This is a genomic window from Brevundimonas variabilis, from assembly GCF_014199945.1.
Lineage (GTDB): Bacteria > Pseudomonadota > Alphaproteobacteria > Caulobacterales > Caulobacteraceae > Brevundimonas > Brevundimonas variabilis.
The window spans coordinates 798,374-809,761 of the sequence record NZ_JACHOR010000002.1 but is presented as its reverse complement, the minus strand read 5'-3'; the positions used below and the strand labels follow the sequence as shown (position 1 = coordinate 809,761).

The following is an 11,388-nucleotide window of genomic DNA, read 5'->3' as shown; positions in this document are numbered from 1 at the left end:
GAGATGATCATGCCCGGCGACAATGCCGAGCTGAACGTCGAGCTGATCACCCCGATCGCCATGGAAGAGAAGCTGCGCTTCGCCATCCGTGAAGGTGGCCGCACCGTCGGCGCCGGCGTCGTGGCCAAGATCCTGGCCTAACCTCCAGCGATCGACCGAAACAAGAAAGGCCCCCCGGTGCAAACCGGGGGGCCTTTTTGTTTGCGAAATACGGGACGGGTTGCGCTCAGCCCGACCGCGACGTCGCCACGCCACAGGCGTCGCAGATCCATCCGGCACCGCGCTGCTGCAGGGCGAAGTCGCCGCATGAAGGGCAGGCATCGGCATGGGTCGGCGCGTTGGCAGACGCTTCCGGCTCCCGGCGCTGACCGAAAGGCAGGACGACCAGATTGTCGGGGGCCGCCCCACGCGCAAAACCCTTGGAGATGAACCGGGCCGCCGGGACCGCCTCGACGTCATCCGTACCGGCCCCTAGGCCGTCTGCATTCAGGTGGTCCGGATCGGCATTCGCAAGTTCGGTCCGGTCCAGATAGGAGACACCGAGTTCGCGGAAGATGTAGTCGAGAATCGAGGTCGCCGACCGGATCGAATCGTTGCCCGTGACGCGGCCCGCAGGCTCGAACCGGGTGAAGACGAAGGCATCAACGAACTCGTCCAGCGGCACGCCGTACTGCAGGCCGATCGAGATCGCGATGGCGAAATTGTTCATCAGACTGCGGAAGGCGGCCCCTTCCTTGTGCATGTCGATGAAGATCTCGCCGAGTTCTCCGTCGTCATACTCGCCGGTATGGATGTAGACCTTGTGGCCCCCGACCGCAGCCTTCTGGATATAACCCTTGCGACGGTCGGGGAGTTTCCGCCGCTTCCGGTCGCGCTCGACGACGCGTTCGATCACCTTCTCGACCGTCCGGACAGTCGGCTCGGGCCGGGGTACGCTGACGGCCGGGGCCACAGTGTCCGGGAGGTCCAGCAGTGGGCCAGGGGGCGGCGAGGTGGGCACCAGCCTGACAACCCGATGATTCTGGCGCGCCGCCTCTCCGAGCAAGCGTGCGGCCTGGGCGGGGGTGCAGGCCCAGTCGATCGCGCGCGGTGCCAGATCGGGGGTCTCGCTGAAGGGCTCGATCAGACGGCGCAGGCTGGGTTCGCGTTCGGGATCGTCGAGCCATGCCCGAAGCGAAGCGGGCATGTCGGACCAGGCCGTCAGGTCAGGGTGACCCAGGGCATAGGCTTCGGCCGCGGCGATAGCCTCGTCTTCGAAGCCCAGCAAGGCCAGAAGGTCGGCCTCACCGGCTTCGATATCCAGCACATCCCGCACGAAGCCGGGGTCCAGTACCAGTGGGCCGAAGGCATCATCGAGTCGCTGGACGCTGTTCAGTGCAGACTCCACGGCATCAAGTTCGATGGCTGTGAAGCCGAGGGCCTGCAATGCGGCGTGGTTGATCCCCGGGGCATCCAGAAGGGTGCGACGGCCCAGCAGGTGGCGTTCCGCGGCCTCGTCGTCACCGCCGTGCGCCCGGATCGCCCGCGCCAGTGTCGCCCGCAGACACGGCACGATCTCGCCGTCGCGGGTCTGGTAGAGATCACGGGCAGACACGGCCCCGGTTCCCGCTCTCAGGGCCTGCTCCGGATCGTCAACAAAAAGGCCTATGGCAGAATGCCAGCGCCCGCGGCTGATGGCACCGGCCGCGTCCTGCAGCCTGCTGGATAGAGAGGCGTCAAACTGGCCGACCGTCCCTGCCTGTCGGAGCAGGCGCTCGGCCGCATCCTCGGGCAGGGGGTCCACGCCCTCGGAAGACCCGCCTAGCGTGGCCATTTCTGCGGAAGCGATCTGTGCTGTGGCGATGACCGTGCCGGCGATCTGCGAGAGCCGGTGTTCAATGGCCGTGGCAGTCGTCAATCCCTCACCGAGAACCACATCGGCGAGGCCGCCGAGTCCCAGCCGAAGCGCGTGGCTTGCGGACCTGTCCGCAGCGGCAAGGGCGACCGTCCAGAGTCGCACCAGATCCGAGAGGATGTCGTGCGAACCGTCTCCCGCCCTCAGGATGACCGGAAGGTTGAGCAGGACAGTCGTGGCACGCAGGTGTAGCCCCGCAGCCTCGCCATCGGCGGCATCGAATGCAAGGACGAGATCGCCGTTCAGGGCCGCCCGACCCAACAGTTCGCTGTGGGGCCCGCCGGCCGCCACCGCCTCGCGATTGGCCACGAGCACGAGGGGCGGATCGACTGGCGGGACGGCAGGATCAAGGCTGAGTCGCTCGCCGCCCATGGCCTTGAGGATGGCCGCGTCCGAAGCTCCCGTCTGACGGGCCTTCAGCGCGGCGCGGGCGAGGGCAGGGTTCTTGCGCGGCGTGGCACACTCGCCGCGCGGACCTTCACAGCGGTCGACCGCATCCGCGACGGCATTCAGGGCACGGGCGGCGGCTTCGACCACGCCCGAAGTGGCAGAGGCCAGATGACGTGCGGCGATCCTGGCCTCGATCAAGCGGACGTTCGCGGGATCGACGAGGGTGAGGACCGGACAGTCGGGCTCCACCGCCCCAATGCCGGGCGCGACCAAGCCGCAGAGCATGGTCTGGACCAGCCCCTGGGCAAGGGTCTGGGCTTCGGAAGGCCCGTCGAGCAGGCCGAGATCAATGCAGCGTCCTGCCAGCGTCTGGGCCCAGGCGTCGAGCCCGCCGAGAAGCGGTCGGTCGCCGGTGGCGAGCGGGCCGGTATTGCCGGGTTCGAACACCTGATCGTCCAGCCAGTCCAGCCAGGCCTCGATTCGAACATCGGTCCAGCCGGCGGGGGCAAGGACATCAGCGACCGTGTCCGCGCGATCGATCACGCGCCTTTCGAGTGCGATATCAAGCGTCGCAAAACGCGTCGGGATGTGCATCCGGGGCCCTCCGGCTGATCGTTGCGCAGACTAGGCCGAGGTTCGCCTGCCCATCAATAGATGTCGTGGGTTGCCGGACGTTTACCCCCAAGATGTTGATTGACGATCCCGTACTGACGCGCTGGACGCGAGCCCTTGAGGTTTCTATGCTCCGGGCGGAGCCGGGCGATCCGCCACGGCCGTTCTTCGACGGGATTTCACGACGTGCTTGGCAAGATTTTCTCCTGGACCAATGGCGCGACGATCGGAACCCTGTTCACCATCGCCAAGCGCGGCACGCTGATCGGGACCGACGAGAACGGCAATCGCTACTATCAGGCGCGCGACACCCAGAGCTATGACGGTCGTCACCGTCGCTGGGTCGTTTACGAGGGCTATGCCGAGGCGTCCAAGGTCTCGCCCGACTGGCATGGCTGGCTGCATTATACGTTTGACGAGCCACCGACCGTGGCACCGCTGGTCCGCCGCAAGTGGGAAAAGGATCATCGGCCGAACCTGACCGGTACGCCGCTGGCCTGGCGGCCGCCCGGATCGCTGGCCAATGAAGGTGTCCGTCCCGCAGCGACCGGCGATTACGAGGCCTGGAAACCCGAATGAGGCGCATGCGCGCGTTGCTGATGGGCGTGGCGGTCCTGGGCCTGCTGGGGTCGGGGGGCGTCGTGGCGGCTGCGCTCCAGGACGCGCCTCAGGATGCTCAGCCCGCGACGCCCGATCCGATCGGCGACCTGTTGCGTGATCCCCCACAGACCTCCGGGACCCCGACCACACCCGTCGAACCCGCGCCATCGGCCGATCTGGCCCCGGCTTCACCGATCGTCGTCGTACCGACCGATCCCCTTGTTGTCGCCATCCTTCCTGAGGATGGAGCCGACAAGGCGGATGCCACAGAAGAGGTGCCGGCCAAGCTAGTCGAGCCTGTCGTGCCCAATCGTCGTCAGCGGCGACGCGTCGCGATCGTTGAGGCGATCGACAAGGTCACGGCCCAGAGCATGCGGTTCGAGGTCGAGGTCGGCGGGCGTCCGGTTCGCTTCAACAAGCAACTGGTGTTCACGGCGAGGGCCTGTGAGGTTTCCGCCCCGGAAGAACTGGTCGAGGATTCCGTGGCCTATCTGGAAATCTCGGTCGAGCCGCGCGCCAGTGCGAGGAATGTCGAGACCCGTCAGGTGTTCAAGGGCTGGATGTTCGCCTCGACCCCGGCGGTCAGCGGGCTCGAGCACCCGATCTATGATGCCTGGATCGTTGGCTGCAAGGCATAGACGACGGCGTCTGACCCGCCGAGCGGTTGCGCCAGTGCGCTCTTGTCCGGCTGCACTTTCAGCGCCGATTGCAGCAGCGCCAGATAGACGGACTGCGGCGTCTCGATCGTGCCGAACTGCGTGAGGTGTTCGGTCTGGAACTGGGCATCTAGCAAGGTCCAGCCGCCGAGCCGGAGACGCGCCACCAGATGGACCAGGGCGACCTTGGAGGCATTGTCGGCGCGGCTGAACATGCTCTCGCCGAAGAACGCGCCCCCCAGCGTCACGCCGTAAAGGCCGCCGACCAGGCGCTCGGCCTTCCAGCATTCAAGGGAATGGGCGAAGCCGCGGGCGTGCAGTTCGACATAGAGCCGGCGGATCGGGCCGTTGATCCAGGTGTCCTCCCGTCCCGGTGCCGGACTGGCGCAGGCGTCCAGAACGGCGGCAAAGGCCGTATCCACCCTGACCACAAAGGGTTCCGATCGCACGGTACGACGCAGGCGCGCGGGGATGTGGAAGGCGTTCAGCGGGATCACACCCCGCTGGTCCGGCTCGACCAGAAACACGCGGGGGTCATCGCGCGCCTCGCCCATCGGGAAGACTCCCCGGGCATAGCAGCGCAGCAGTTCGTCAGGGCCGAAGCCGCCGAAAGGGCCTTCGCTGGCGGAAAAGTCGCTCAGCCCGCGCCCTTCTGTTTCTTGGCCCAGTTCTCGAGCCAGTGGATGTCATAGTCCCCGCTCAGGATATCCGGCTCGTTCAGCAGCTTCTGGAACAGGGGGATGGTGGTGTCTATGCCACCGATCACCATCTCGTTCAGGCTGCGCTTCAGCCGGGCGATACACTCGCCGCGGTCGCGACCGTGGACGATCAACTTGCCGATCAGACTGTCGTAGAAGGGCGGGATCGAATAGCCTGCGTAGATGGCGCTATCCAGCCGGACGCCGAGGCCGCCCGGGGCATGGAAGTCGGTGATCGTACCGGGCGACGGCGTAAAGGTCTCGGCATTCTCGGCGTTGATCCGCACTTCGATGGCGTGGCCTTCGAAATGGATGTCGTCCTGGGTGAACGACAGCGGCAGGCCGGCGGCGATGCGGATCTGTTCGCGCACCAGATCGACGCCAGTAATGGCTTCCGTGACCGGATGCTCGACCTGCAGGCGGGTGTTCATCTCGATGAAGAAGAACTCGCCGTCCTCCCAGAGGAATTCGATCGTGCCGACGCCGAGGTAGCCGATCTTCGCGATCGCCTTGTTGACCGTCTCGCCGATGGCGATGCGCTCCGCTGCCGAGAGGGCTGGCGAGGGTGCCTCTTCCAGCACCTTCTGGTGGCGCCGTTGCAGCGAGCAGTCGCGCTCGCCAAGGTGCACGACATTGCCATGGCTGTCGGCAATGACCTGGATCTCGATATGACGCGGCTTCTGAAGGTAGCGCTCCATGTAGACGGCCCCGTTGCCGAAGGCGGCGAGCGCCTCGGACTGGGCCGTCTGGACGGCCTCGACCAGATCGTCGGCCGTCAGGGCGACCTTCATGCCACGTCCGCCGCCACCGGCCGACGCCTTGACGATCAGGGGGAAGCCAATGGATTTCGAGGCCTCGATGGCATCCTCGACCGTCTCGACCTCGCCGGGGGAGCCCGGGACGCAGGGGATGCCGGCGTCGAGCACGGTCTGTTTCGCTGTGATCTTGTCGCCCATGACCCGGATATGCTCGGGCTTGGGGCCGATGAAGGCCATGCCATGTGCCTCGACGATCTCGGCGAACCGGGCGTTCTCGGACAGGAAGCCATAGCCGGGGTGCACGGCCTGGGCCCCCGTGATCTCGCAGGCGGCGATGATCGAGGGGATGTTCAGATACGACTTTGCCGCAGGGGCCGGGCCGATGCAGACGCTTTCGTCCGCCAGCCGCACCCACATGGCGCCCCGATCGGCTTCCGAGTGTACGGCGACCGTGGAGATGCCCATCTCCTTGCACGCCCGGTGAATGCGCAGGGCGATTTCGCCCCGGTTGGCGATCAGGACCTTGGTGAACACGCGCCTAGGCCTCGAGCATGACGAGAGGTTCGCCGAACTCTACCGGCTGGGCATCGCCCACGAGGATCTCCTGGACAACACCGTCACGCGGCGCCTGGATCGGATTCATGGTCTTCATGGCTTCGATGATCAGCAGGGTCTGGCCCTTCTTGACCGTGTCGCCGACGGAGACAAAGGCGGATGCCTCGGGAGAGGGCTGAAGGTAGACGGTCCCGACCATCGGCGACTTCACCTGTTCTCCCGACCGCGAAACGATCGTCGCGGGATCCGACGGCATGGTCGCCGGTGCTGCTGCGGCCTGGGGAGCGGCAGCCACTGGAGCCTGTGCGAGCGGCGCGGCCGCATACTGCATGACCGGCGCGGCCGTGATCTCGCGGGCGACCCGGATGCGGAGCTCGCCCCTTTCGACCTCGATCTCGGTCAGGGAGGTGTCGTTCAGGATGTCGGCCAGTTGCCGCACCAGGGACGCGTCGATCTCGACGGGTTCATTGGCAAGCTTGGTCTCGGACTTGGGCTTATCGGTTGCCATGGTCAGGTCTCTCTCGACGGACGGATCAGGCGCAGGGCAGCCTGGATCGCCAGTTCATAACTGAAGGGGCCAAAGCCCGAAACGATGCCGGCCGCAACCGGCGAAACGTAGGAACGATGCCTGAAACGCTCGCGTGCCGCCGGATTGGACAGGTGGCATTCCACAATCGGGATCGTCAGGGTCTTCAAGGCGTCCAGCAGGGCGACCGAAGTGTGTCCGTAGCCGGCCGGATTCAGGACAAGAACCGAGCCATCCCGTCGGGCCTCATGGATCCAGTCGATCAGTTCACCCTCGTGGTTGGACTGCCGGAACACCACGCGTGCGTCGCCCGCCGCGCGTTCGCAGATTGCCTGCACGTCAGCGAGGGTCTCGTGTCCATAGATTTCCGGTTCCCGCTCGCCCAGAAGGTTGAGGTTGGGGCCGTTCAGGACGTAGATGACAGGCGTTTCGGACATGAGCTCCGGGCGTTGGACCGCAGATGAATCGGGCGGGCCTTTTAACTGAGGACTGACGCGGGTCAAAGCGTCGGTCCGTATGGGATTGACGTAACGGTATGCGGCTTCAAGTCAACGGAGATACGCGAGAAGTCACGGCAAGGACGCTCCTGGCTCTCGTCGAGGAACTGGGTCTCGACCCGCGCAAGGTGGCCGTGGAACGCAATCTTGCGATCGTCCCCAAGTCGCTGCACGCCACGACAGTGCTTGACGAAGGTGACCGGATCGAACTCGTCCAGTTCGTTGGCGGCGGTTGAGTTTACCCCGGCGATAACGATCAAATCCGTTGCCTCGCTCCAGGCCTTGCTGTGAGATACCACTGAGGGGGAACGGCATGGATCGTGAAATCAAGATTGCCTTGGGCATTGCCATCGGTTGCGCGGGGCTGCTGATCGGCTTTGTCTTTCTGATCCGGTATGCGGTTCCCGCTGTGCTCGGTGCGCCGTTTTCAGGCAGCCTGATCGCGGCAACAGTGGTGGGTCTGGCCGGAATCATGGCCTTGGTGTGGGCAGGGTGGAAGCTGGCGATCTGGGCCAGTCGATCCCTGAAACGTTGACAATGGAAACCGTCGAATGACCGTCAGACCTTCGCGTGCGCTCCGGATGCCCAGTGGCGGCGGGTCCGTCGGCCGAGTGATCGGTCTGGTCTTCACGATCATCCTGCTGGTGCTGATCATGACCCTGTCGGTGTCGAGCTGCAGCGTGACCGTCGAGAGCGGCTATGTCGGCATCAAGACCACGAAATTCGGTGCGACACCGGGCGTCCAGCCCCAGGAACTGGGACCGGGTTTCCACTGGGAGGGGATCGGCGAAAAGATCCGGACCTACCAGACCCTCCAACGGACCTATAGCTACACCCGCGAACCCAATTCCGACGGCGGAGAGAATGAGGAGATTACCTTCTCCGACGTCCTCGGCCTGCCCATGACGGCCGATGTGGCCCTGACGTTCCGCATTCGCGAGGACAAGGCCGCAGACCTCTATGCGACGTGGCGTCAGGAATTCGATGCCTTCATTGACGGGCCCCTGCGGACCTCGGTGCGGGCGGCGATTGCGCGCGAGACCGAGAAACTGCCCGTAGCCTGCAATGCGCAACAGGCTAGCGAAGCGGTCGCGGCCGTTCCAGCGACCGATGCGGCACCGATCGTCCCGGGCACGCCGGATGCCCAGGATTGTCCGGGCCAGCTGATCGGCCCAGGACGCCAGATCGTGCTGCAGAAGGCCATGCAGGCCCTGCAGCGCGAGTGGTCACCCCAGGGGCTGGAGATCATCCGCATGGAGTGGGTCGGGTCGATCCGGTATCCGGAGTCCGTGCTGCAGGCGATCCAGTCGCGCACGACCGCCGAACAGAACACCCGGGCGGCGATCGAGCGGGTCAATCTGGAGCGCGCCAATGCCGATGCCCGCATCGCCCAGGCGCGTGGGCAGGCCGAGGCCAACCGGCTGCTGGCCGAATCGATCCGCTCCAATCCCGAGGTGGTGCGTCTGCGCGAGATCGAGCGGACCCTGGGTCTGTGCCCGCTGAACGCCAACACCTGCGTGATCGGTCAGGGGGTCAATCTGTCGACCCTGATCGAAAGCCGGAACGCCCAGAACGAAGGCAACCGATAAAGCGTCAGCGCCGCCTTTCGCCGGGCGGCGCTGACGCCTAGATCGGACGGATGACAAGCTCTTCCGATACCTGGACCGTCGCCGGTCGCACCTTCTCGTCGCGGCTGATCGTCGGCACCGGCAAATATGCCGACTATGCCCAGAACGCGGCGGCTGCCGAAGCCGCAGGGGCCGAGATCGTGACCGTTGCGCTGCGGCGCGTGAACCTGTCCGACCCCTCGCAGCCGATGCTGGTGGATTATGTGAAGCCCGAGCGGTTCACCTTCCTGCCCAATACGGCGGGCTGTTTCACGGGCGAGGACGCGGTGCGGACCCTGCGTCTGGCGCGCGAGGCCGGAGGGTGGGGGCTGGTCAAGCTGGAGGTCCTGTCCGACACCCCGCACCTCTACCCCGACATGGTCGAGACGCTCCGCGCGCTGGATCTGCTGGTCAAGGACGGGTTCGATGTCATGGTCTACTGCACCGACGACGTCGTGATGGCCAAACGCCTCGAGGATGCCGGCGCTGCGGCGATCATGCCGGCTGCCGCCCCGATCGGCTCGGGGTTGGGGATCCAGAACCGCGTCAACATCAGGCTGATCGTGGAACAGGCGGGCGTACCGGTACTGGTCGATGCCGGCGTGGGCACGGCGTCCGACGCGACCATCGCCATGGAACTGGGCTGTGACGCAGTGCTGATGAACACCGCCATTGCCGGCGCGCGCGACCCGATCCTGATGGCCAGCGCGATGAAGCATGCCGTCATTGCAGGCCGGGGATCCTATCTGGCCGGGCGGATGCCGAAACGCCTGTATGCCAGCGCGTCTTCCCCGATGGCCGGCCTGATCTGAGGCCGCCCTCGCCAAGCGCCGAAATCCGGGTCAGATTGCCGAAGAACGGAGGGGACCCAAGCCATGCGCCGCCAACTGCTCGCCTTTTCGGCCATTGCGGCCTGTCTGATCAGTCCGATCGCCCTTGCTGATGCGACCCGAAGCGAGACCAGGGTCGATCTGATTTCAAATCCCCAGGTCTGTGGTCGCGTGGGGTCGGCACTGGGTGCGACGCCGGTCGCCGACATGGTCATGGTCGACGGCTTCGGGAACGGCGGCTTCCGGATCGATACGGCCGTTCCCGAGGCTCAGGCCTGGTTTGATCATGGTGTCCGGCTGCGGTGGGCGTTCGAGCATTCGGAAAGCGTCAGGGCCTTTCGCAAGGCGCGGCTGCTGGACCCGACGTGCGGCCTGTGTGCCTGGGGCGAGGCCTGGGCTCTGGGTCCCAATCTGAACGGTGGCGGCAATGACGACGCCTCGATCGCCGCTGCGCGAAAGGCCGCTCAGGACGCCCGCAGGCTGGCCCGGGACGCCGCGCCCCTGCAGCGCCAGATGATCGATGCGCTGATCCAGCGGTACTCGGGCTTTCGCTCGGGTCAGGCGCTGCGCTTCGCCCGCGCCATGGACCGTCTGGCCGAGCGTAGCCCGACCGATCTGACCCTTGCGGCCGTCGCAGCCGATGCCTGGATGATCAAGGCCGATGACTGGTGGGATGAAGACGGCAAGGCCGCTGATCCCGGGATCACGCGCGCCATGAGCCTGCTGGAGCGTGCGCTGGCGCAGGCTCCAAACGATGCGGGAGCCATCCATCTCTATATCCATCTGACGGAGTGGTCGGACGATCCCCACAAGGCCATTCCCTATGGCGAGAAACTGGCCCGGCTAGCACCTTCGGCCAGCCACCTTGTCCATATGCCGTCGCATACCTTTTACCGGGTCGGGCGGTACAAGGATGCGATGCGCTCCAATGTGAATGCTGTCGCGCTGGACAAGCGTTACGACGCCCTGGCCAGACCGCCCGGCGGCATCCCGGGGATGCCCCTGCACGGCCATAACCTGCATTTCGGGATGGGCGGAGCGCTGATGGCGGGCGGTGCCGAGGATGGCGTCCCGCTCGCGGACTGGTTCCTGCGGACCTATGGCGATATCCCGGCCACCAATGTTTGGCGCCAGATCGTCACCAACAATGCCTATGCCGTCTACGGCCGGTTTGCCGGTCAGGAGGCCGTCGCGGCCTTGAAGGAGCCGCCGGCGACGCATCCCCTGCTGCGGATCAGCTGGCGTTACGCACGGGGAGAAGCCGCAGCGCGGCGCGGCGACCCGGCGGCGGTCCGGGCCGAAGCCGCGGCCATCAAGGCGCTGCGGGAGGCTGCGTCGTTCGAAGGGCCGATGGCCATGCAGCAGACCGGTTTTACGGAACTGTCGCAGCGGATCCTCGAAGGTCGCGCAGCGATGCTGGAGGACAACCCGCAGGCCGCCGTGGCCGCCTTTACCCGCGCCGCCGAAATCCAGGCCATGGGCGAGGAGGGCGGCGACCCGCCGGTCATCTGGTATCCAACCCGTCGCAGTCTTGCGGCAGCGTTGCTGGCCAGTGGCGATGCCGCCGGGGCCAAGGCCAAGGTCGAGGAACTGCTGACCGACTGGCCGAGCGATCCCTACAGCCTGTTCGTGCTGGCAGAGGCCGAGACAGCGCTTGGCAATTCCGAGGCCGCCGCGGCTGCCCGGACCCGCTCGAGGGTCGAGTGGGTCGGCGGAGAGATGTCGCTGAAGGCGGCCTGATTCAGAGAGGCCGCTCCTCCTTTGC

At 65.9% G+C, this 11,388-nt stretch carries 13 protein-coding genes; 8 read left to right on the top strand and 5 right to left on the bottom strand.

Translation table 11 applies throughout. The features are described 5' to 3' along the window. On the top strand, nucleotides 1-141 hold a 141-nt coding region (locus GGR13_RS08710), incomplete at its 5' end, for an EF-Tu C-terminal domain-related protein (RefSeq protein WP_484478986.1). Nucleotides 142-226: 85 nt separating this feature from the next. Here the strand turns inward: GGR13_RS08710 and GGR13_RS08705 are convergent. Continuing rightward, entirely contained in the window at nucleotides 227-2,878 is a 2,652-nt protein-coding gene (locus GGR13_RS08705; protein WP_183213084.1) for a TSCPD domain-containing protein, read from the bottom strand. A gap of 204 nt (nucleotides 2,879-3,082) precedes the next feature. Between GGR13_RS08705 and GGR13_RS08700 the strand changes: the two genes are divergently transcribed. Both GGR13_RS08700 and GGR13_RS08695 read left to right on the top strand, forming a co-directional pair. Then, nucleotides 3,083-3,475, top strand: coding sequence for an NADH:ubiquinone oxidoreductase subunit NDUFA12 (locus GGR13_RS08700; RefSeq protein WP_183213083.1), 393 nt, complete (start codon nucleotides 3,083-3,085; stop codon nucleotides 3,473-3,475). 5 nt (nucleotides 3,476-3,480) lie between these two features. Continuing rightward, the gene (locus GGR13_RS08695; RefSeq protein ID WP_246347743.1) at nucleotides 3,481-4,134 is read left to right on the top strand and encodes a DUF2155 domain-containing protein; all 654 of its coding nucleotides are present in this window, start codon (nucleotides 3,481-3,483) and stop codon (nucleotides 4,132-4,134) included. Here GGR13_RS08695 and aat read toward each other — a convergent pair. The 4 genes from aat to aroQ are packed head-to-tail and all read right to left on the bottom strand — an operon-like array spanning nucleotide 4,101 to nucleotide 7,126. Continuing rightward, complete coding sequence (gene aat, locus GGR13_RS08690) at nucleotides 4,101-4,793, bottom strand: leucyl/phenylalanyl-tRNA--protein transferase (RefSeq protein WP_221230579.1); 693 nt, start codon at nucleotides 4,791-4,793, stop codon at nucleotides 4,101-4,103. The genes GGR13_RS08695 and aat overlap by 34 nt on opposite strands. Further along, complete coding sequence (gene accC / locus GGR13_RS08685) at nucleotides 4,790-6,142, bottom strand: acetyl-CoA carboxylase biotin carboxylase subunit (RefSeq protein ID WP_183213081.1); 1,353 nt, start codon at nucleotides 6,140-6,142, stop codon at nucleotides 4,790-4,792. Before accC ends, aat begins: the two co-directional genes overlap by 4 nt. A gap of 4 nt (nucleotides 6,143-6,146) precedes the next feature. After that, nucleotides 6,147-6,671 (bottom strand): acetyl-CoA carboxylase biotin carboxyl carrier protein, encoded by a 525-nt coding sequence (gene accB, locus GGR13_RS08680; RefSeq protein WP_183213080.1) that lies wholly within the window; start codon nucleotides 6,669-6,671, stop codon nucleotides 6,147-6,149. A 2-nt stretch (nucleotides 6,672-6,673) separates the two neighbouring features. Continuing rightward, nucleotides 6,674-7,126, bottom strand: coding sequence for a type II 3-dehydroquinate dehydratase (aroQ, locus tag GGR13_RS08675; protein WP_183213079.1), 453 nt, complete (start codon nucleotides 7,124-7,126; stop codon nucleotides 6,674-6,676). Nucleotides 7,127-7,224: 98 nt separating this feature from the next. On the opposite strand from aroQ, the gene thiS reads away from it, so the two are divergent. From thiS to GGR13_RS08650, 5 genes are all read left to right on the top strand, one after another. Beyond that, nucleotides 7,225-7,422, top strand: a complete 198-nt coding sequence (thiS, locus tag GGR13_RS08670) for a sulfur carrier protein ThiS (RefSeq protein ID WP_183213078.1) — start codon at nucleotides 7,225-7,227, stop codon at nucleotides 7,420-7,422. A gap of 77 nt (nucleotides 7,423-7,499) precedes the next feature. Then, a complete protein-coding gene (locus tag GGR13_RS08665) occupies nucleotides 7,500-7,721 on the top strand; it encodes a hypothetical protein (protein WP_183213077.1) in 222 nt (73 codons plus the stop codon). Nucleotides 7,722-7,737: 16 nt separating this feature from the next. Next, nucleotides 7,738-8,775, top strand: a complete 1,038-nt coding sequence (locus GGR13_RS08660) for an SPFH domain-containing protein (RefSeq protein ID WP_183213076.1) — start codon at nucleotides 7,738-7,740, stop codon at nucleotides 8,773-8,775. Nucleotides 8,776-8,825: 50 nt separating this feature from the next. Continuing rightward, the gene (locus GGR13_RS08655; protein ID WP_183213075.1) at nucleotides 8,826-9,605 is read left to right on the top strand and encodes a thiazole synthase; all 780 of its coding nucleotides are present in this window, start codon (nucleotides 8,826-8,828) and stop codon (nucleotides 9,603-9,605) included. Between the two features lie 63 nt (nucleotides 9,606-9,668). Continuing rightward, the gene (locus tag GGR13_RS08650) at nucleotides 9,669-11,363 is read left to right on the top strand and encodes a tetratricopeptide repeat protein (protein WP_183213074.1); all 1,695 of its coding nucleotides are present in this window, start codon (nucleotides 9,669-9,671) and stop codon (nucleotides 11,361-11,363) included. The last annotated feature ends 25 nt before the right edge of the window (nucleotides 11,364-11,388 follow it).